This window comes from Streptomyces sp. NPDC102279, assembly GCF_044766365.1.
In the GTDB taxonomy this organism is placed as follows: Bacteria; Actinomycetota; Actinomycetes; order Streptomycetales; family Streptomycetaceae; genus Streptomyces.
Map to the genome: position 1 here is coordinate 151736 of NZ_JBIWLU010000015.1, position 21138 is coordinate 172873.

18 protein-coding genes are annotated in these 21138 nt (G+C 71.9%); 7 read left to right on the forward strand and 11 right to left on the reverse strand.

The annotated features are described in order from the left end of the window. Positions 1-65: 65 nt before the first annotated feature. The 10 genes from ACIRQH_RS33745 to ACIRQH_RS33790 form a co-directional block, all read right to left on the reverse strand. Complete coding sequence (locus ACIRQH_RS33745; RefSeq protein ID WP_358820131.1) at positions 66-614, reverse strand: GNAT family protein; 549 nt, start codon at positions 612-614, stop codon at positions 66-68. A 23-nt stretch (positions 615-637) separates the two neighbouring features. Further along, positions 638-886: a LapA family protein gene (locus ACIRQH_RS33750; RefSeq protein WP_358820132.1), complete on the reverse strand. Its 249-nt coding sequence runs from the start codon at positions 884-886 to the stop codon at positions 638-640. Positions 887-1007: 121 nt separating this feature from the next. Next, the gene (locus tag ACIRQH_RS33755) at positions 1008-2810 is read right to left on the reverse strand and encodes a CocE/NonD family hydrolase (protein ID WP_388876501.1); all 1803 of its coding nucleotides are present in this window, start codon (positions 2808-2810) and stop codon (positions 1008-1010) included. A gap of 180 nt (positions 2811-2990) precedes the next feature. Then, on the reverse strand, positions 2991-3917 hold the full coding sequence (locus ACIRQH_RS33760) for an LD-carboxypeptidase (protein WP_358820162.1): 927 nt from the start codon (positions 3915-3917) through the stop codon (positions 2991-2993). A gap of 17 nt (positions 3918-3934) precedes the next feature. Then, a complete protein-coding gene (locus tag ACIRQH_RS33765) occupies positions 3935-4111 on the reverse strand; it encodes a hypothetical protein (protein ID WP_388934050.1) in 177 nt (58 codons plus the stop codon). Then, entirely contained in the window at positions 4108-6081 is a 1974-nt protein-coding gene (locus ACIRQH_RS33770) for a prolyl oligopeptidase family serine peptidase (RefSeq protein ID WP_404228595.1), read from the reverse strand. Before ACIRQH_RS33770 ends, ACIRQH_RS33765 begins: the two co-directional genes overlap by 4 nt. Positions 6082-6090: 9 nt before the next feature. Further along, positions 6091-7404: a M20/M25/M40 family metallo-hydrolase gene (locus tag ACIRQH_RS33775; protein WP_388876510.1), complete on the reverse strand. Its 1314-nt coding sequence runs from the start codon at positions 7402-7404 to the stop codon at positions 6091-6093. After that, the gene (locus ACIRQH_RS33780) at positions 7397-8230 is read right to left on the reverse strand and encodes a M55 family metallopeptidase (RefSeq protein WP_404228598.1); all 834 of its coding nucleotides are present in this window, start codon (positions 8228-8230) and stop codon (positions 7397-7399) included. The genes ACIRQH_RS33775 and ACIRQH_RS33780 overlap by 8 nt, the downstream gene beginning before the upstream one ends. Positions 8231-8598: 368 nt before the next feature. Next, positions 8599-10989, reverse strand: a complete 2391-nt coding sequence (locus ACIRQH_RS33785) for an MFS transporter (protein WP_388934047.1) — start codon at positions 10987-10989, stop codon at positions 8599-8601. Positions 10990-11182: 193 nt separating this feature from the next. Further along, positions 11183-11626, reverse strand: coding sequence for an SRPBCC family protein (locus ACIRQH_RS33790; RefSeq protein WP_358820139.1), 444 nt, complete (start codon positions 11624-11626; stop codon positions 11183-11185). Positions 11627-11810: 184 nt separating this feature from the next. On the opposite strand from ACIRQH_RS33790, the gene ACIRQH_RS33795 reads away from it, so the two are divergent. The 4 genes from ACIRQH_RS33795 to ACIRQH_RS33810 all read left to right on the forward strand — a co-directional run bounded on the left by ACIRQH_RS33795 (position 11811) and on the right by ACIRQH_RS33810 (position 15601). Beyond that, on the forward strand, positions 11811-12851 hold the full coding sequence (locus ACIRQH_RS33795; RefSeq protein ID WP_388876516.1) for an Rv2578c family radical SAM protein: 1041 nt from the start codon (positions 11811-11813) through the stop codon (positions 12849-12851). A gap of 183 nt (positions 12852-13034) precedes the next feature. Beyond that, positions 13035-14618 (forward strand): alpha/beta hydrolase, encoded by a 1584-nt coding sequence (locus tag ACIRQH_RS33800; RefSeq protein ID WP_404228601.1) that lies wholly within the window; start codon positions 13035-13037, stop codon positions 14616-14618. Positions 14619-14678: 60 nt separating this feature from the next. Next, on the forward strand, positions 14679-15077 hold the full coding sequence (locus ACIRQH_RS33805; protein ID WP_388876522.1) for a RidA family protein: 399 nt from the start codon (positions 14679-14681) through the stop codon (positions 15075-15077). A gap of 20 nt (positions 15078-15097) precedes the next feature. Further along, positions 15098-15601 (forward strand): GNAT family N-acetyltransferase, encoded by a 504-nt coding sequence (locus tag ACIRQH_RS33810; protein WP_404228603.1) that lies wholly within the window; start codon positions 15098-15100, stop codon positions 15599-15601. 58 nt (positions 15602-15659) lie between these two features. Here ACIRQH_RS33810 and ACIRQH_RS33815 read toward each other — a convergent pair whose 3' ends face one another. Further along, on the reverse strand, positions 15660-16238 hold the full coding sequence (locus ACIRQH_RS33815; protein WP_388876525.1) for an adenylosuccinate lyase: 579 nt from the start codon (positions 16236-16238) through the stop codon (positions 15660-15662). 370 nt (positions 16239-16608) lie between these two features. Here ACIRQH_RS33815 and ACIRQH_RS33820 point away from each other — a divergent pair, with 370 nt between their 5' ends. The 3 genes from ACIRQH_RS33820 (at position 16609) to ccrA (ending at position 21138) form a co-directional block, all read left to right on the forward strand. Further along, positions 16609-18414: a 3-hydroxyacyl-CoA dehydrogenase family protein gene (locus tag ACIRQH_RS33820; RefSeq protein ID WP_388876528.1), complete on the forward strand. Its 1806-nt coding sequence runs from the start codon at positions 16609-16611 to the stop codon at positions 18412-18414. A gap of 136 nt (positions 18415-18550) precedes the next feature. Beyond that, positions 18551-19369: a TetR family transcriptional regulator gene (locus ACIRQH_RS33825; RefSeq protein ID WP_388876532.1), complete on the forward strand. Its 819-nt coding sequence runs from the start codon at positions 18551-18553 to the stop codon at positions 19367-19369. A gap of 431 nt (positions 19370-19800) precedes the next feature. Next, positions 19801-21138: a crotonyl-CoA carboxylase/reductase gene (gene ccrA, locus ACIRQH_RS33830; RefSeq protein ID WP_388876535.1), complete on the forward strand. Its 1338-nt coding sequence runs from the start codon at positions 19801-19803 to the stop codon at positions 21136-21138.

The following is a 21138-nucleotide window of genomic DNA, read 5'->3' on the forward strand; positions in this document are numbered from 1 at the left end:
GGGGAAAGGGGGCGCGGTACGGCCCGCGGGGGCGGCCGCTCGGCCCGCTCCCCGCGCACCGGCGGTCAGCGGGGAGCGGTCATCTCTGCGGTGATCGCCCACCGCTCGTGGTCGCGCCAGGCGCCGTCGACGTGGATGAAGGCCGGCGAGAACCCTTCGAGGCGGAAGCCGCACCGTCGGGCGAGGGCGATGGACGCGGCGTTGCCCGGCTGCACGTTGATCTCCAGCCGGTGCAGCCCCATCGTTCCGAAGGCGTACCGGATGACAAGTCCGATTCCCTCGGACATGAGCCCGCGGCCGGCGGCGTGCGCGAACGCTCCGTAGCCGAGGGCGCCGCACAGGAAGCCGCCCTCGACGATGTTGTTGATGTTGACGAAGCCGGCGATGCCCCCGCCGTCGCGTTCGCAGACGAGGAACCCGGCCTTGGTCCGGTCCTCGATGAGCCGTCCCGCGTACGCGGCGTAGCCGTCGGGGCTGCCGGGCGGGAACAGCCACGGCTGGTGGAGGCTCTTGCTCTCCCTGGCCCGCGCGGTGAACTCGGCACCGTCGTCGAGGGTGAAGTGCCGCAGACCCACCCGCGGGCCTTCGGCGAGATAGCCACTCTTCTCAGGCATCCCGTCACCCTAGTCGAGGATGATCAGCGCCTGCGTCGCATGGCGAAGGCACCGCACAGCGCGCCGATCAGCCCGGTGGCGAGGAGCGCCACCCACAGGGGCATGGTCACCTCGGGGACGATCAGCCGGATCCTGGTGCTGCGGGTGTTCTCGAAGATGAAGATCAGGGCGAGGACCCCCAGCGCGGCGACGACGATCCTCGCGGGCGTCATCAGCCCTTCGCGGGGGCTCTTGCCGCCGGTGGGGGCGCTCTTGGTGGTCTTCCGGCTCATGCGTCCAGCATGAGCCCGAAGCCACGGGTCCGCACGACGGGAGGATCCTCCGGGGGAACCGGGGACATCCGTCGCGGCCCACGGCACCGGTCCCCCGCACCAGGTCTCGGTGTCTCGGGGCTCAGTCGCCGACGACCGGCAGCTCCAGGGTCCCGGTGTCGCCGGGTGCGCTCGTCACGGTCACCGGCTTCACCCCCCGGTTCCCGGCGTACGCGTCGTCGCCGGCGGCGACGACGAACCGGAGCCGGTGCCCCGCCTCGTACCGGTGGACGATCCCCGGCAGAGTGACGGTGAAGCTCTTCGTCACGTCAGGGACCCGCACCGGTGCCACCAGCCGGTGCACGAGTGTCCTGCTGCCGTCGGGTGCCACGTCGTACAGCTTGGCGAAGAGGACCAGCTTGTCGGCGGCGTCGCCCGAGTGCTGGACCCGCTCGGTCACCGGCGAGACGACCTTCAGCCGCGCCCGGGGCGAGCCGACGACGTCGACCGCACGGGTCAGCGGCTCGCCGGTCCAGCCGAGGTAGGTGCCCGCGGTGTCGTACGGAGCCGGGTCAGGCAGTCCGATCAGCCCGGCGAGGGAACTCTCGGAGTGGCTGCTCGGCACCAGGAGGTTGCGGTACACACGGCTCCCCCGGGCGACCTTCGCGCGGTTGTCGACCAGCTTCCCGTCCCCGGAGAGGTAGAACGTCCTGTCGGGCGCGGGCACCCGCGGGGCGGTGGCGTACGTGTCGTCGGGGTCCGTGATCCAGTCGCGGTAGTAGGCGAAGGCGGGTCCGGTGTCGACGCCCGTGCGGCGGTGGAGGTAGCGGTCGAACCAGGCGAGGACCCGCCGGCCGACATAGCTGGTCTCCAGATTGCCGCGGCTCAGGTCGAGTTCACCACCGGCGGGGTCGGTGAGGCCCCCGCTGTGCCCCCACGACTGCCAGATCATCCGGGCCGGAGTGCCCTGCGCCTTCAGCGTCCTGTACGTCGCTGTCGCCTCGTTGAGATTGAAGAGGCTGTCGGCCTGCCCCTGGACGAGCAGCGTGGGTGCCCGCACGCTGCTCAGGTACGACACGGGCGAGACGCTGCGCGCGTACCGCAGCAGCGACTCCGTCCGGGCGGCCGGATAGGCCCCCGAGTTCAGGGTGCGCACGGTGGCACAGGCGTCGGTCACGAAGTGCAGGCAGCCCAGGGAGTTGATACGGGTGGGATCCAGGTTGGCCGTGGTGAGCGGCTGGCTCTCGCCGATCAGGTAGAAGCCGTTGGACCACTGCCATTTGAAGGCGCCGGGCACCTGCGGGGCGCCGGCCGCGTTGTTCGGGTCCAGGGAGTACGAGAGGTCGTTCCAGGTGATGAGTGGGACGAGGGCGTCGACGCGGTGGTCGACGGCGGCCGTGGCCATCTGGACGGCGCCTCCGTACGAGCCGCCGATCATGCCGACCCGGGGGTCGTCCCGGCCGTCCCGGGTGACGTAGTCGACGGTCGTGCCGTCGTCGGCGGCGCGGGTGCCCGCGAGGAAGTCGACGAGTCCGGAGGCGGCCCGCCCGTCGATGCGCGGGTCGTCGAGGGAGATCGGGCACCCCGACTTCCCGAAGCCGAGCCCCGAGTAGACGAGGCCCACATAGCCGCGGGCGGCGAACGCCTTGCCGATGCCGTCCGTCGAACCGTCCGACTTGCTGCCGCCGAAGCCGTTGGTCGCCAGCACTGCGGGTGCCGGGTGCGCCCGGTCCGCCCCCGCCGGCCGGTACAGGTCGGCGTCGATCGTGCAGTCGCGGGCGCCGGCCCGGACGGTGAACGTGAGCGGGGTGACCGTGTACCGGCCGGCGGCCGAGGCGGCGGGTGCCGTGAACGCGAGCGGCGCGGCCAGCGCCGCACCGAGCGCCAGGGCGAGCGGAGCACGGGACGTGGACGCGCGCGAGCGACGGGACACGAAGACCTCCACGCTGAGGACAACCGGACAGGCCGCGACACGTCCGCCGGGCCGGGACCCGGGGACGCGTCGCGATACCGACCGGTAGGTACCGGCCGGTAGTCATGCTGTGACACGTGTCATCCGGGGGTCAATCACCGGTAAGAGTGGTTCTTGGCGGGATTCGGTGAACGCTTCGCGCAGCCCGCGCCGTCAGGCCAGCGCGGGCTCCTCCAGGGTCAGCGTCCCGGCGTCCGCGTCGAGTTCGGCCCGGACGCCGAACGGCATCGTCAGCGCGCCCTCGCCGTGCCCGAATCCGAGGTGCTCGACGACCGGCACCCCGAGTCCTCCGAGACGGTCGGCGAACACCGCGCGCAGTTCCTCGTAGGGCCCGCAGTCGACCCAGGAACCGAGCGCGATCCCGGCCACGCCGTCCAGCCAGCCGGCGCGCAGCAGTTGGGTCAGGATCCGGTCCGTCCGGTAGGCCTCCTCGCCGATGTCCTCGATCAGGAGGAGCCCGCCGCGGGCGGACGGGCGGGCGTGCGGGGTGCCGAGGTCGGCGGCGAGCAGCGACACACAGCCGCCCAGGGTGACGCCGCTCGCCCGGCCGGGCACCAGCGCGGTGGCCTCACCGGAGGAGAGGGTCCGCACGGAGTCCGGTTCGAAGAGGGTCGCCCGGAGGTGTTCCTGCGCCCGCGCGTTCTTCAGGAAGTCGAGGGCCGCGATCATCGGCCCGTGCAGGGTGGCGAGCCCCACTCGGGTCGCGAACGCCTCGTGCAGCGCGGTGATGTCGCTGAACCCGAGGAAGACCTTGGGGCCGGCGGCCCGGATCGCGTCCCAGTCGAGCAGGTCGATCATGCGCTGCGCGCCATAGCCGCCCCGGGCGCACAGCACCGCGGACACCTCCGGGTCGCACCAGGCGGCCTGGAGGTCGGCGGCCCGGTCCGCGTCCGCCCCGGCGAGGTAGCGGAACTCCCCGTGCCGGTCGAGGACATGGGGGGCAACGACCGGGTCCAGGTCCCAGCCGCGCAGGATGTCGAGTCCGGCTTCGAGGCGCTCCTCCGGGACGGGACCGCTGGGCGCGACCACGGCGACACGGGCCCCGGCGGCGAGCCGCGGCGGCCTGGTCAGAGGGTTGATGGGCGAGGTCGCTCGGGTCACGCGTACTGCTCCCGTTCCTGGTGCTGATCTCTGTGGGGGTCCTGCTGGTCCTGCTGGTTGTGCGTCTGGTGGTCTTTCGCGTCCTGTTCGTGCTCGTACGGGACCACCCGTTCCGCCGCCCCGGCCCGCGCGGGGGCGGCCCCGGTCGGGTTCCTGGGCCCCGTCGGTCTCACTTGGTCAGCTCCAGGGTGGGGACGTCCGGCGGGTTCAGACCGAACACCTGCGCGTACAGCGAGAGTTCGGCCTCCAGGGCGCGCACCATCGTCTCGGCGCGCCGGAAGCCGTGGCCCTCGCCCTCGAAGGCGATGTAGGCGTGCGGGACGCGGCGGCCCTCCTCCTCCAGCCGGGCCAGGAAGCGATCGCACTGAACGGGCGGGCAGATGGCGTCGTCGAGTCCCTGGAGCAGCAGGAACGGCGCGGTGATCCGGTCGGCGTGCTCGGACGGCGACCGCTCGGCGTAGCGGGCGGGCACCTCGGCGATCGGCCCGACCAGCGACTCCAGGTACTGCGACTCGAAGTCGTGGGTCTCCCCCGACGCCCATCCGGTGAGGTCGAGGATGGGGTAGATGATCGTGCCGCAGGCGTACACGTCGGTGACGGCGAGGGAGGCGGCGGTCGTCCAGCCGCCCGCGCTGCCCCCGCGGATCGCGAGGCGCGGCCGGTCGGCGGTGCCCTCCGCGGCGAGTGCGAGCGCGACGGCCGCGCAGTCCTCGACGTCGACGACGCCCCACTGTTCGCGCAGCCGGTTGCGGTACTCCCGTCCGTAGCCCGTCGAGCCTCCGTAGTTGACCTCGGCGACCCCGATGCCGCGGGAGGTGAAGTAGGCGATCTCCAGGTCCAGGACGAGGGGCGAGCGGCCGGTGGGGCCGCCGTGCACCCAGACGACGTACGGCGGGAGCTCGTCGCCGGGTGCGACGTGGCCCGGGTGGTGCGGCGGGTAGACGTGCGCGTGGATCTCGCGTCCGGCGGGGCCGGTGAAGGAGCGGATCTGGGGCTCGGGGTAGTGCGCGGGGTCCACCGGGTCGTCGTGCGCGGCGCCGACCACCCGGGCGCGCCCGGTGCTCGCGTCCAGCTCGACGACCTCGTACGCGCTGCGGGGGCTCGCTCCGACGCCGACGATCCTGGTGCCCTGCGCGGCGAGGGTCGGCGCGAACTCCGTCCAGGGCCCGGCCGCGTCGACGAGTTCGCCGGTCTCCGGGTCGAGTATCCCGAGCGCGGTGGCCCCCCGCCCGTGCACGACCGCGATCAGGCCGCTGTCCAGCGGGGCGAACCAGCGGTTCCCGACGCGCCAGAGCGAAGCGCCGAACTCCTCCTCGCGCGGGCAGACGGCCAGGTCCTCGCCGTCCGCGCCGAGCCGGTAGAGGTTCCACCAGCCGGTCCGGTCGCTGACGTACAGGAGGGTGCCGTCCGGTGCCCACTCGGCCTGGACGACGGACTCCTCCGGGCCTCCGGCGACGGTGCGCGGGCCGGACAGCGTGCCGTCCGCGGTGACGTCCGCGAGGATCACCTCGGTGCCGTCCCAGGGCATCCGGGGGTGGTCCCAGGCGAGCCAGGCGGCCTGCCGGCCGTCGGGCGAGAGGCGGGGCCCGGTGACGAACCGGTGCCGTCCGTCGGACAGTTCACGGACGGCGTCACGGTCGCGCGCCGCCGATCCGTCGAGCGGTACGGCGGCGAGGACCCGGCGTACGTCGCTGGGGCCGTCGCCGGTGAACTCCTCCAGGACGCACCACACCTCGTCCCGCTCCCCGCGGATCTGCGGGTCGACCCAGCGCAGTCCGCCGCCCACGTGCGAGACGGGGGTCAGCGGGGTCGGTTCGGCGCCGGGTTCCCACCGGTAGAGGCGCTGGTCGGAGAAGTCGACGAAGACGATCAGGGGGCCCTCGGGACGCATGACGCCCGCCCAGGGCCGGCCGCCGTACTCGATGACGCGACTGCGCACGTTCCACGGGGCCGGCAGGACGGGTTCCTGCCGGCCGTCCTCCGTCCGCCGCACCAGCGTGCGCCGCCCGCCCTCAGTGGGCCGGGGCTCGGTCCACCAGACCTCGGCGCCGACGAAGCCGACGAACTCGGGGTGCCCGTCGTGCGCGGCGGCGAGCGTCGCGTCGATCGGCGAGGGCCAGGATCCGTAGGGCAAGGTCTGCATGTCGTCCCCCTAGGCCGTGCGCAGAAAGCGGTCGAGAACGCGGACACCGAAGTGGAGCGCCTCGACCGGCACGCGCTCGTCGACTCCGTGGAACAGGGCTTGGTAGTCGAAGCCCTCGGGCAGCTTCAACGGGGCGAATCCGTAGCCGGTGATGCCGAGGCGGGAGAACTGCTTGGCGTCCGTACCGCCCGACATGCAGTAGGGCACGACGTGTCCCTCGGGCGCGAACTCCTCGACGGCCGCCCGCATCCGGGCGTAGGTCGGGGTGTCCAGCGGTGCCTGGAGCGCCACCTCGTGGTGCTCGAACTCCCACTCCACGTCGGGCCCGGTGAGCCGGTCCAGGGTGGCGCGGAACTCGTCCTCGCCGCCGGGCAGAAAGCGGCCGTCCACGTGGGCGACGGCCTCGCCCGGAATCACGTTGATCTTGTAACCGGCGCTCAGCATCGTCGGGTTGGAGCTGTTGCGGACCGTCGGCTCGACGAGGGCCGCGGCCGGGCCGAGCTTCGTGAGCAGGCCATCGACGTCGTTCAGGTCGTCCAGGTCGGCGTCCACGCCGTAAACGGCGGCGAGTTCGGTCAGGGCGGCCCGGACGGTCGGGGTGAGACGCAACGGCCACTCGTGGGCGCCGATGCGGGTGACGGCGGCGGCGAGACGGGTCACCGCGTTGCTCCGGTTCACCTTGGAGCCGTGGCCGGCGCGACCCCGCGCGGTGAGCCTCAGCCAGCCGGTGCCGCGCTCGCCCGCCGCGATCGGATAGAGCTGCCGGCCGCTGCCGTCGTGGAAGGTGAAGGCCCCCGACTCGCTGATGCCCTCGGTGCAGCCCTCGAAGAGTTCCGGGTGCCGGTCGGCGAGGAAGCCCGAGCCGTCCTCGGCGCTCGCCTCCTCGTCCGCGGTGAAGGCGATGACGAGGTCGCGGCGGGGCCGCACCCCTTCGCGGGCCCAGGAGCGGAGGACGGCGAGGATCATCGCGTCCATGTTCTTCATGTCGACGGCGCCGCGCCCCCAGACGACACCGTCGCGGACCTCACCGGAGAACGGGTGGACGGTCCAGTCCTCCGCCTGCGCGGGCACCACGTCCAGATGACCGTGGACGAGGAGGGCGTCGGCGGACGGGTCGGTGCCCGGCACGCGGGCGACGACGTTGGTCCGCCCCGCGGTGCGCTCCAGGAGGGTGGGCTCCAGGCCCGCCTCGGCCAGGAGCGCGGCCGCGTACTCGGCGGCGGGGCGCTCGCGGCAGTCGCCGCCGCCCCGGTTGGTGGTGTCGATCCGGATGAGGTCGGAGGTGAACCGGACCACCTCGTCCAGTGCCTGTGCGTCAGCCATACTGCTCCTCCACCGCGGCCGAGACGATCGTGGTGACCGCCTTGAACGTCCGGATCCCCTCGTACATGGTGTCGCTGGTGTAGGCGATCTTCCGCTCGCCGGTGCGGTCCACTCCGGGCACGACGGTGGCGGCCATCGCCAGGTGCTCGGCGTCGAACTCCAGGGCGACGGTGAAGGGCCCCGCGGCGACCGGCTCGTGCCGCACGGCGAGCGCCGCGGCCTCCTTGGCGGCCGCCCGGATGTCGGCGGCGGTCCTGGCGGGGGTGCGGCACACGGCCGCGTACCGCGACACGTGGTCCTTCACCGCTACCTTCAAGGCCTCGGGCGCGTAGCCGAGGGCGTCCTCGCACGCCACGTCGTCGCCGGTGACCAGCACCACCGGCACGCCGTACTCCGCGACCACACGGGCGTTCAGCAGGCCCTCGCTCGCCCGCACCCCGTCGACCCACACTCCGGTGATGGAGTTCGCGAGGTAGGTGTGGGCGAGGACGCCCTCCATGCCGGCGCCCGCGTGGTACCCGACGAACGCGATGCCGTCCACGTCGTCGTGCTGTACGCCCTCGACCATGGACAGCGACTTGTGCCGCCCGGTGAGCATCTCGGCTCTCTCGTCGAGCTGCTCCAGCAGGAGGTTGCGCATGGTCCAGTGGGCCTCGTTGATCAGCACCTCGTCGGCGCCGCCGTCCAAGAAGCCGAGCACCGCGGCGTTCACGTCCGAGGTGAACAGCGCGCGGCACCTCTCCCACTGCGGGGTGCCCGGCAGCACGTCGGCCGGCCAGGTCACACCGGTGGCGCCTTCCATGTCGGCGCTGATGAGGATCTTCATGCCGGAAACCGTACGCGCTTGTGACCGGGCCCGGCAGAGCCTGTGGACAACTCTCACCGGTCCAGACCACTGGCGTCACTCGGAGCGCCCCGCCGCCGGCCGTTTCGACGCGTTCCGCCGCCCGGTTCCTCCGCCGCGCGTGCGGAGGAGGAGGCTCGGCCGCGGGGTCGAACGCGCCGGTCCGGGAGCGCCTCGGCCGGGTCGGCCGGGCACCCGATCACTCCGGCCGAACTCCGTTACGGGGCGGCCTCGTTCAAGGATCCGCACGACGATCCGGGTCTTCCCCGACGCTCGTGCCGGGCAGGATCCCGGGCAGTCGGCGGGCCGGTTCCCCGGCGCCGGGGAACGCGGTGTGCGGGTCGGGCGGGTCAGTCCTCGTGGCCCAGCTGCAGGTCCCGTTCCGTCCTGCCTCCCCCGGCGACCTGGAGCACGGTGGCCACGGGCGGGTATCCGGCCGCGATGACCGTGTACTCGCCGGACGACAGGTCGACGAACCGGAACGTGCCGTCGGGTCCGGTGGTGAGCGTGTCCACCACGTTGCCGGCGGCGTCCAGGAGGGTCACGCGCGCGTCCTCGACGGGGCGCCCGCCGCCCGCGCGGACGGTGCCGCGCAGCACGGCGCCGCCCGCGAGTTCGACGTCCTGGCGGGTCTCCCGCGCGGCCTGGACGGTCACCGGGAGCGCGGCGGGGCGGAACGCGGGCGCGCTGGAGGCGAGGGTGTACTCGCCGGCCACCAGCTCGGTGATCACGTAGCCGCCCTCGCGTCCGCTGCGGGTGGTGGCCACCACCTCTCCGTGCACGTTCGTGAGGGTGACGGTGGCCTCCCGCACCGGGGTGCCGTCCGCGGTCAGGACGCTGCCGGCGAGCCGTCCCGCGCCCCCGAGCACCACGTCGAGGTCGACGGGTCGTTCGCCGACGGTCACCGAGACGGCCTGCGGCTGGTGGCCGCCGGCCGCGGCGATCAGCACGTACGATCCCGCGCCGGGCGTGGAGAGCGCGTACCGCCCGTCCTCGCCGCTGGCGCCCCGCCCGATCTGCTGTCCCCCGACGTCGATGAGGGTGAGGGCGGCCCGGGGGACGACCGTGCCGTCGGAGTGCTGCACCGTGCCGCAGACGGGGATCCCGGCGGCGTGTCCCGAACGGGCCGGTGGAATGGGGGTGTTCACCTGCGCGGAGTCCGGCTCGGCGGTGGAGGCGTTGTGGGACACCAGCGGTTTCTCCTTGAGGAAGAAGGCGATGACCAGTCCGAGGACGAGGACCGGCACGAGGTAGAGGAAGATCCGCGGCATGGCGTCCGCGTACGCGCCGATGTACTGGTCGCGCACGGCGGCGGGCATCGCGTGGACGAGCTGCGGGGTGATCGACTCGGCGTCCCCGGCGGGGGTGCCGGCGCGCGCGGGGAGGCGTTCGGCGAGGGCGTCGGCCAGCCGGTTGGCGAACAGGGTGCCGAAGATGGCGGCGCCGACGCTGCCGCCGATCTGCCGGAAGTAGTTGTTGGCGCTGGTCGCGGTGCCGAGGTCGGCCGGGTCCACGGAGTTCTGCACGGCGAGCACCAGGACCGGCATCACCATGCCGATGCCCGCGCCGAGGACAGCCATCCAGAGGCTGTAGTGCAGCCGGGGGGTGTCGGCCTCCAGGTGCGACAGGAGCCACATGCCGACGACGGAGAGGGCGCTGCCGAGGACGGGGAAGAGCTTGTAGCGGCCGGTACGGCTGATGAGCTGCCCGGAGACGATGGAGGCGCCGACGATGCCGCCCATCATGGGCAGCATGAGCAGACCGGACTCGGTGGCGCTGGCTCCGTCGACCATCTGCAGGAAGGTCGGGAGGTAGCTGGCGGCGCCGAAGAGCGCGACGCCGACGACCAGGCCGACGAGGGCGGTGACGTTGAAGACGCCGTCCCTGAACAGCCTCAGCGGGATGAGGGGTTCGACGGCGAACCGCTCGACGACGAGGAAGAGCGCGGTCGCGACGAGGGCGCCCGCGGCGAGTCCGAGGATGACCCCTGAACCCCAGGCGTACTCGGTGCCGCCCCAACTGGTCAGCAGGACGAGGCAGGTCGACGCGGCGGCGAGGAGGAGCACGCCGAGGACGTCGACGCGGCCGCGGACGGCCGGCTTCGGCAGTTTCAGCACGACGGAGACGACGGCGAGGGTGAGCAGGCCGAAGGGCACGTTGACGTAGAAGCACCAGCGCCACGAGAGGTGGTCCGTGAAGTAGCCGCCGAGCAGCGGTCCCGCCACGGACGCGAGCCCGAACGCGGCGCCGATCAGGCCCATGAAACGGCCGCGTCGGCGAGGCGGCACGATGTCCGCGATGATCGCCTGCACACCGATCATCAGGCCGCCGGCGCCGGTTCCCTGGACCGCGCGGAAGGCGATCAGCTGGTCCATGGTCTGCGCTCGGCCGGCGAGCGCCGAGCCGATGACGAAGACGACGATGGCGAACTGGAAGACGCCCTTGCGGCCGAAGAGGTCGCCGAGCTTGCCGTAGACCGGGAGTCCGACGGTGGAGGTGAGCAGGTAGGCGGTGATCGCCCAGGACATCCTGTCCAGGCCGTGCAGCTCCCCGACGATCCTGGGGAGCGCGGTGGCGACGATCATCTGCTCCAGGGCGGCGAGGAGCAGGGCGAGCATCAGCCCGCAGAAGACCAACCGCACCTGGCGGGGGGCGAGTCCGGCGGCTTCGACGGCCGGCGGCGCGGCCTCCGGCGGGGGTGCGACGACCGGTTGGTCCTGCACCAGAGTGATCCCGCCCACGTACCGCTCCCCTCGTCGCACCCACGCACAATTGCCGCTTTGGGCGACAACGGCGAGCAAGCGCGACGAGTTACGGCACGAACGCCGGTGGACGAGAGATCCACTCGAACCGGTGAGGGATCAACACGCCCTCGGGCGGCCCCTCTTGACGGCGGCGAGCCCCGACAGCGGGGTCACCGTCGCCTCACCGGCGTCACTTCTCCGCGTGGGCCGCGAGGTTGGCGAGCTCCGCGTCGTAGATGCGGGCGAGGCCCTTGGGCGCGAAGGTCCGCTCGAAGAAGCCCCCGATGCCGCCCGCGCCGTTCCAGACGCTGGTGACCACGACGCGCGACGTCCCCTCGCCGGCCGGGGTCACCCGCCAGGTGGTCACCATGGAGGAGTTGCGGTCCTTCTCGACGAGTTCCCCGTCGGTGGGCTCGGTCACCTCGAGGAGGCAGTCGCGGACGCGCTTGCTGGTGGCCTGGAGCTTCCAGTGCACGAGGGTGCCCTCGCCGTCGCCGCCCTCGCGCACCTCGTACTCGCTGAAGTGCTCGGGCAGCAGCTTCGGCCGCGTGCCGCTGTAGTCGGCCAGGGCGTCGAACACCGCCTCCGCGTCCGCCGCGATGACCCGCTCCGTCGTCGCCTCGACCTGCGCCATGGCACTTCCTCCAGCGTTTGGTTCCTCGGGGGTGTGCGGTCAGCCAACCACCCGGCGGCCCGGCCGCCCAAATCGGGGTCCCCGTGGGGTACGGACCGCCTCGGCCGGCCCTTCCGCGAAAGACGGTCGCACGATCAAGGGAACATGTGTTCTATTCTGTGGTCAGTGCTACCGAGGAGGCGTCATGCGCTGGGAGAACCTGACCGTGGACCCCGCCGGGGACCCCGCCCGGGACGCCGCGCTGTTCGGCGCGGACCGGGTGACGACGCGGACCTTCGACACCCCCGAGTTCCGGGGGATCACGTTCCACGAGATCCGGGCCCGCTCGATCGTGAACCGGGTGCCGGGGGCGTCCCGGATGCCGTTCGAGTGGACCGTCAACCCCTATCGCGGCTGTACGCACGCGTGCGTCTACTGCTTCGCGCGCAAGACGCACAGCTATCTGGACCTCGACACCGGTCTCGGCTTCGACTCGCAGATCGTCGTCAAGGTCAACGCTCCGGAGCTGCTGCGCCGCCAGCTCGCCTCACACCGCTGGCAAGGCGAGCACATCGCGATGGGCACCAACGTCGACTGCTACCAGCGCGCCGAGGGCCGGTACCGGCTGATGCCGGGCATCATCGCGGCCCTGCGCGACCACGCCAACCCCTTCTCCATCCTGACCAAGGGGACGCTCATCCTGCGCGACCTGGATCTGCTGAGGCAGGCGTCCGAGGTCACCGACGTCGGGATCTCGGTGTCCGTGGGCTTCACCGACACCGAGCTGTGGCGCACCGTCGAGCCGGGCACACCGGCTCCGGAGCGCCGCCTCGACGTCGTCCGCACCCTCACGGACCACGGCATCGGCTGCGGGGTCCTGATGGCGCCCGTGATCCCGTTCCTCGGCGACCACCCCGCACAACTGCGCGCCACCGTACAGGCGGTCGCGGCCTCGGGGGCGACCTCCGTGACCCCTCTGGTGCTGCATCTGCGGCCCGGCGCCCGCGAGTGGTTCATGGCCTGGCTCGGGCACCATCACCCGCATCTCGTGCCGCGCTACGAGCGGCTGTACGCGGAGGGCGCCTACGCCCCGAAGTGGTACCAGCGCCGGATCACCCGTCAGGTCCACGAACTGGCCGAGGAGTACGGCATCGGCCCCACGCGCGCGGGGATGCCGCGCCGGATCGCCGCCCCCGAGCCGACGGCGCCGGCGGCTCCGGAGCCCACCCAGCTGACCCTTCTCTGACACTCCCTCAGGACACCATGCGCAGAACGGCCGAAGGGCCGGTCCGGGGCGGCATCCGAGCGCATCGGGCGGACCAATCGGGTCGAGTCTCGCCGGAAGGCGTTCCTCCGGGGCCCCTGTCCGGGACGATACGACGAAGGCCGTGGCGTGCACGGCTCGAAATCCTCCGTCCTGGGAGGCCTTGTGAAGAAACGCGCAGCTGCTCTGTGCGGGGCTGCCGCCGTGCTGGCCGGGATGATCACGTCGGCTCCCGCCGACGCGAGCGCCGGCTCCGCGGCCGCACCTCGCACCGCCCCGGCCGCGAAGCCCAGCTGGAAGAAGTGCGCCACCAGCGACTACCCGACGCTCCAGTGCGCCTCCCTGAAGGTGCCGCTGGACCACTCGAACCCCTACAGCAAGCGGATCACCCTCGCCCTGTCCCGCGTCCCGCACACCGCGAAGACGTACCAGGGGCCGCTCCTGGTGAACCCCGGCGGTCCCGGCGGCAGCGGTCTCTCGCTGGCCGGATTCGTCGCCTCCGCGCTGCCCAAGGCAGTGGCGGCGCAGTACGACGTCATCGGCTTCGACCCGCGTGGCGTCGGCGCGAGCAAGCCCGCCCTCGACTGCCGGCCGGGCCAGTTCAAGCCGGTCCGTCCGGACTCCGTGCCCGGCACCAAGGCGATCGAGAAGGCCAACCTCGCCCGCGCCAGGTCCTTCGCGGAGGCGTGCGGCAAGAAGTACGCGGACCTGCTGCCGTACCTGGACACGGTGAGCGCCGTCCGTGACATGGACGCGATCCGTGCCGCGCTCGGCGCCAAGAAGATCAACTACTTCGGGTACTCGTACGGCACCTACCTCGGGGCCGTCTACGCCAAGCTGTACCCGCAGCGGGTCCGCCGGCTCGTCCTGGACTCCATCGTCGACCCCACCGGCGTCTGGTACGAGGACAACCTCAGCCAGGACTACGCCTTCAACGACCGCCACCTGGCGTTCCTGGCCTGGGTCGCGAAGAACAACGCCACCTACAAACTCGGCACCGACCCGGCCAAGGTCGAGGCCAAGTGGTACGCGATGCGCGCGGCGCTGGCCAAGAAGCCGGCACAGAAGAAGGTGGGCGCCTCCGAGCTGGAGGACACCTTCATCCCGGGCGGCTACTACAACGGCTACTGGCCGTATCTCGCCCAGGCGTTCGCGTCCTATGTGAACAGCAAGGACTCCGACCCGCTCGTCGAGGCCTACGACAACTTCGCGGCCGTCGACGCCTCGGGCGACAACGGGTACAGCGTCTACACGTCGGTGCAGTGCCGTGACGCGTCCTGGCCGCGCGACTGGCGCCAGTGGCGCAAGGACAACTGGGCGGTGTACGACAAGGCGCCGTTCATGGCCTGGAACAACGCGTGGTACAACGCGCCGTGCGCGTTCTGGCCGACGGACTCGCTGGAGCCGGTGGACATCTCCAACCACCGGCTGCCGCCCACGCTGCTCTTCCAGGCGACCAACGACGCGGCCACCCCGTACGAGGGTGGTGTGACGGTCCATCAGCAGCTGCGCGGGTCCAGCCTGGTGGTCGAGCAGGGCGGCGGGAACCACGGCATCACGCTGAGCGGCAACGCCTGCCTGGACAAGTACCTGGCGACGTATCTGACCAACGGCAAGGTGCCGCGCGGCGGTGGTGAGGTCGACGCGGTGTGCAAGACGCTGCCCGACCCGAAGCCGCTGACCACGAAGGCGGCGTCCGCCTCCGCGCGGGGCTCGGCGCTGCACGGACTGCTCGGCTTCCGGGGCTGAACCCCCGCTGAGCGATGCCCCGTCGGGGGCGCTGTCGGATCCGTGGTCCAGGATGGACCCATGAGTGATCCGACACGCATCCCCGCTCCCGACGGGGTCGCCCCCGCCGCCGCGTACTCCCACGTGGTGGCGGCCACGGGGCGCTTCGTGGCGGTCTCGGGCCAGCTTCCCCTGGACGAGGACGGCGAGATCGTCGGGGAGGGCGACGCCGAGGCGCAGGCCCGCCAGGTCTTCGAGAATCTGCGCCGCTGTCTGGCGGCGGCGGGCGCCACCTTCGACGACGTCGTCAAACTGACCTTCTTCGTCACGGACATGGCCCACATGCCGGCGATCCGGGCCGCCCGGGCCGCACACCTGCCCGCCGACCGGCTTCCGGCCGCCTCGGCCGTCCAGGTCGCCGCGCTGGTGAGACCCGAGTTCCTGATGGAGATCGAGGCGTACGCGGTGGTCGGGGCGTGAGCGCCCTCCGGATTCGCGAGATGACCCTCGACGACTGTCCGCGGGTGGCCGAGATCCGGGTGCGCGGTTGGCAGAGTGCGTACAAGGGCCTGATACCGCGGTCGTATCTGGACGCGCTCAGCGTGACCGAGGACGCGGCACGGCGCCGCGGTCACCTCGAACGGGGCGACGGCTCCGTGGTGAACCTGGTCGCGGAGCGGGACGGCACGGTGGCCGGCTGGGTCTGCCACGGCCCGTACCGCGACGGCGAAGTCGGCCCCGCCGACATCGAGTTGTACGCGATCTACGTACACCCGGACATGGTGGGCCAGGGGGTCGGACAGGCTCTGCTGCGGGCATCCGTCGCCCGGTGCGTGGCCGCCGGGCGTGAGCGCATGCTGCTGTGGGTCCTCAGGGGGAACACCCCGGCCCGCCGGTTCTACGAGCGCGCCGGTTTCGACGCAGACGGCGCGGAGGAGCCCTTCGAGGCGGCCGGCGTGGAGGTGCCCGAGGTGCGCTACGCCCGGGTACTGACAACCGCGTGACCCGGCCGCCGTACACGGTCCAGGGGCCCGCCACCCCGGTGTGCGCCGCTGCGAACCGCTAGACCTGCTCCTGGGGCAGCCGGGCCAGTGCGCGTACGGCGGTCTGCGCGAGCGCCGGGTGGGCCAGCGCCTCGTTCAGGACCGGGCGGGCACGGGCGTCGCCCAGGGTGCCGAGTCCCTCCACGCAGGCGAGCGCGACCCTGCGGTACGGGTCGTGCGGAAGGAGTCTGCGGCGCAGGACGGTGATCAGCGCGGGTGCGGCCTCGGGGGCGCGGAGTTCGACCAGCAGCCGGACCGGCTGGAGCGCGTAGGCGACCCGCAGTTCATTCGTGGCGAGCGCGGCGGCGGCGCGGGCCGTCCGCGGATCGCCGAGCCGGGCCAGGGCGCGGGCCGCGGACGCGCAGCGCTCGGGGTCGCGGTGGTTGAGCAGCAGGACGAGGGCCTCGAAGGCGCGCGGGTCACCGGCGGTGCCGAGCCGGAAGGCGACCAACTCCCGCGCCCACAGAGGTTGTCCCGGTTCGGTCAGCGCCGCCGCCAGGACGTCGGGGTCCTCGGTCGCCGCGAGTCGTTCGTACCCCGCGGACGCCCCCGCCTCGGCCCGTACACGCTCCGTGAGTGATCGCAACGCTTCGTCCATGCGCCGAGCTTAGGCACGCCCGTGAGGTGCGGGGACCTACATCACAAAGTCGGGGGCTGGCGCGCTCGTTACCGGCGGGTTAAGCTCAGACGAGCGAGTTACCCACTCGTGTTGGACCTCTCGGCGGCCTGGTGACGCAGCCGCCGCGAGAGCAGTCGGTTCGGTACCTCAGGTATCGCAGTACGACACGGCTCCGGGACAGGGCCTGTCGGCTCCACCGCCACACGGGCGCGCTTTCCTCGGCGCCCCGTTCGCAACCGGGCGTGTGCGCTCGTCAGCCCGGCCAACACCCGCAACCTCCGCACTGTGTGCGCCTGTCGGCGTACCCGGGTGCACTCCTCAGTCGTCACCCTCTCCCAGGAGTCCCGCGATGGCCACTCCCCTGTCCGACACCCCTCTGTCCCCGCTGAAGACCGTCGCCGTCGTCGGCCTCGGCACCATGGGCACCGGCATCGCCGAAGTCCTGGCCCGGGCCGGCCGCGACGTCATCGGTATCGACATCAGCGGGGCCGCGGCCCTCCAGGCCGTCGCCGCCCTCGAAGCCTCCACCGAACGCGCCGTGCGGCGCGGGCGGCTCAGCGAGCGGGAGCGCACGGACGCCCTCGGCCGTTTCCGCACCTCCACCGACCTCACGGCCGCCGCCGACGCCGACCTCGTCATCGAGGTGACGCCGGAGTCGTACGAGATCAAGCAGCAGGTCTTCCGGGCGCTGGACGGCATCGTGCGGCCCGAGACGATCCTCGCGACGGGCACCAACGCGCTGTCCGTGACCCGGCTCGCCGCCGACTCCTCCCGCCCCGAGCGCGTCCTCGGCCTGCACTTCTTCAACCCGGCACCGGCCATGAAGCTCGTCGAGGTCGTCTCCTCGGTGCTGACCGCGCCGACCGCCGTCGCCGCGGTCACCGACCTGGCCCTGGAACTCGGCAAGGAGCCCGTCGCGGTCGGGGACCGCCCCGGATTCGTCGCCGACGGGCTGCTGTTCGGCTACCTCAACCAGGCGGCCGCGATGTACGAGGCGAAGTACGCCTCCCGCGAGGACATCGACGCGGCCATGAAGCTCGGCTGCGGCCTGCCCATGGGCCCGCTGGCGCTGCTCGACCTGATCGGCGTGGACACCGCGCGCACGGTCCTGGAGGCCATGTACACCGAGTCGCAGGACCGGCTGCACGCCCCCGCGCCCGTCCTCAAGCAGCTCAGCGAGGCCGGCCTGACCGGGCGCAAGTCCGGGCGCGGCTTCTACTCGTACGACGCCCCCGGCGGGGCCACCGTCGTGCGGGACGCGCTGACGCCGCCGGAGGGCGGCACCGAGGCCCCCGGCCGCACCGTCCGCTCGGTCGGCGTGGCAGGGTCCGGGACGATGGCCTCCGGCATCGCGGAGGTCTTCGCGAAGGCCGGCCACACGGTCGTCCTCGCGGCCCGCAGCGAGGAGAAGGCGCAGGCCGCGAAGGCGCGGATCGGCAAGTCGCTCTCGCGTTCCGTCGACAAGGGCCGGCTGACGGCCGAGGCGGCGGCGCAGACCCTGGAGCGGATCACGCCGACCGGCAGCTACGACGACTTCGCCGACGTCGACCTGGCGCTGGAGGCGGTCGCCGAGGACCTGGAGGTCAAGCAGCAGCTGTTCGGCGTCTTCGACAAGGTCTGCAAGCCGGGCGCGATCCTCGCCACCACCACCTCCTCGCTGCCCGTCGTCGCGTGCGCCCGCGCCACCTCGCGCCCGCAGGACGTGATCGGCATGCACTTCTTCAACCCGGCCCCGGCGATGAAGCTCGTCGAGGTCGTGCGGACCGTGCTGACCGCGGACGACGTGCACGCCACCGTGCGCGAGGTCTGCGCGAAGATCCGCAAGCACCCGGTGGACTGCGGTGACCGGGCCGGCTTCATCGTGAACGCGCTGCTGTTCCCGTACCTCAACAACGCGATCAAGATGGTGCAGGAGCACTACGCCTCGCTCGACGACATCGACGCCGCGATGAAGCTGGGCGGCGGCTACCCGATGGGCCCGTTCGAACTGCTCGACGTGGTCGGTCTCGACGTCTCGCTGGCCATCGAGAAGGTCCTGCACCGCGAGTTCCGCGACCCGGGACTCGCCCCCGCGCCGCTCCTGGAGCACCTGGTGGCCGCGGGCTGCCTCGGCCGCAAGACGGGCCGCGGTTTCCGCGAATATGCCCGCCGCTGAGCGTCCGGGCGACTCGTTCGCGGCGGACGCCGACTGGGGCGGACTGCTCGAACCGGCCGGAAACCCCTCGCCCGTTCCGGGCGGGGGGATCCCCGGACATGCGCGCTCTCCTGCACACATGCAGTACGTTCGGGTCATGCCCCAGCCCGCCAAGTCCTCACGTACCCCCGCCACGTCCGACGCTCCGCCGGAGAGCGCCGCGGGCAATCGCGCGGCGGCCCAACGGCTCAAGATGCGCCGGGAACTGGCGGCCGCGGCCATGGAGCTGTTCGCGACCAAGGGGTACGAGGCGACCACCGTCGACGAGATCGCCGCCCGGGCGGGAGTGGCCCGCCGCACCTTCTTCCGCCACTTCCGTTCCAAGGAAGAGGCGATCTTCCCCGACCACGACGACACCCTGATCCGGGCCGAGGCGGTGCTCAACGCGGCGCCGGCGCACGAGCATCCGCTCGACACCGTGTGCCGCGGCATCAAGGAAGTCATGCGGATGTACGCGGCGCAGCCGGAGATCTCCGTCTCCCGCTACAAGCTGACCCGCGAGGTACCGACGCTGCGCGAGGCCGAGATCGCCTCCGTGGCGCGCTACGAGCGGCTCTTCACGCGCTATCTCCTCGGCCACTTCGACGAGCACGCGCACGACGACGACGCCAACGACGATCCGCTGCTCGCGGAGGTCGCCGCGTCGGCCGTGGTCACGGCACACAACCACGTCCTGCGGCGGTGGCTGCGGGCGGGCGGCCAGGGCGACGTGGAGACGCAGCTGGACCACGCCTTCGCCATCGTCCGCAAGACGTTCGGCACGGGCATCGGCGCGGGACGGGAGACCGCGCCGCGACCGGCCGCGACCGCCTCGTCCTTCACCGAGGGGGACGTGCTGGTGACCGTGGCCCGGGTGGACGCCCCGCTGGACCAGGTGATGCGCACCATCGAGCAGGCGCTCAAGGATCGGTCGTAACCGGCCCCTTACACACCTTCGGCAGTACCGCTCGTCCGCAGTGGCCGGACGGGTTGATTCAGCACCGGGCGGGCTCCTTTTGAGCGCGTCCGGTGTTTTTATGCCCTGATCTGATCGATCATCGCTCACGTGTTACGTAAAGATTTCATCTGAGCGCAACTTTTGGCACTGCGTGCCTTGTCAGGTGACACGGCGTGCCATACGTTGAAGGAGTCCGGGCGGCCGGCGTGCAGAGACCCTTCGTACGCCGGCTGTCCCCGCAAGCCGATGGCCTGCGTGCCCGGACGCCTGCGTCACAGGCAACCTCTCGCGCACACCAAGCGCTGCCCAGCACCACCTCCGCCGAACCGACGGCACACCCCCACCCTCAGCAGCAGCACCGACGTAACCCTCAGCGTTCCCCTCAGGACGCTCATCGCCGGAGGCACCACGTGAAGGAAATCCTGGACGCGATCCAGTCGCAGACGGCCACGTCCGCCGACTTCGCCGCTCTTCCGCTCCCCGAGTCCTACCGCGCGATCACCGTGCACAAGGACGAGGCGGAGATGTTCGCCGGGCTCAGCACCCGCGACAAGGACCCCCGCAAGTCGATCCACCTGGACGACGTGCCGGTGCCGGAGCTCGGCCCCGGCGAGGCCCTGGTGGCCGTCATGGCGTCCTCCGTGAACTACAACTCGGTCTGGACGTCGATCTTCGAGCCGGTGTCGACCTTCAGCTTCCTGGAGCGCTACGGGCGGCTCAGCGACCTCAGCAAGCGCCACGACCTGCCCTACCACGTCATCGGCTCGGACCTCGCGGGCGTCGTCCTGCGCACCGGCCCGGGAGTCAACTCCTGGAAGCCCGGGGACGAGGTCGTCGCGCACTGCCTCTCCGTCGAGCTGGAGTCCTCCGACGGCCACAACGACACGATGCTCGACCCCGAGCAGCGCATCTGGGGCTTCGAGACCAACTTCGGCGGCCTCGCCGAGATCGCGCTCGTCAAGTCCAACCAGCTGATGCCGAAGCCGGACCACCTGAGCTGGGAGGAGGCCGCCGCCCCCGGGCTGGTGAACTCCACCGCGTACCGGCAGCTGGTGTCCCGCAACGGCGCCGGCATGAAGCAGGGCGACAACGTGCTGATCTGGGGCGCGAGCGGTGGACTCGGCTCGTACGCGACGCAGTTCGCGCTGGCCGGCGGCGCCAACCCGATCTGTGTCGTCTCCAGTGACCAGAAGGCGGAGATCTGCCGGAAGATGGGCGCCGAGGCGATCATCGACCGCAACGCCGAGGGCTTCAAGTTCTGGAAGGACGAGCACAACCAGGACCCCAAGGAGTGGAAGCGCTTCGGCAAGCGGATCCGCGAGCTGACCGGCGGCGAGGACGTGGACATCGTCTTCGAGCACCCGGGCCGCGAGACCTTCGGCGCGAGCGTCTACGTCACCCGCAAGGGCGGCACCATCGTCACCTGTGCCTCGACCTCGGGCTACAACCACGAGTACGACAACCGCTACCTGTGGATGTCGCTCAAGCGGATCATCGGCTCGCACTTCGCGAACTACCGCGAGGCCTGGGAGGCCAACCGGCTCGTCGCCAAGGGCAAGATCCACCCCACGCTCTCCAAGGTCTACTCCCTGGAGGACACCGGGCAGGCCGCCTACGACGTGCACCGCAACCTCCACCAGGGCAAGGTCGGCGTGCTCGCGCTGGCACCCCAGGAGGGCCTGGGCGTGCGCGACGAGGAGAAGCGTGCCCGGCACATCGACGCCATCAACCGCTTCCGGAACGTCTGA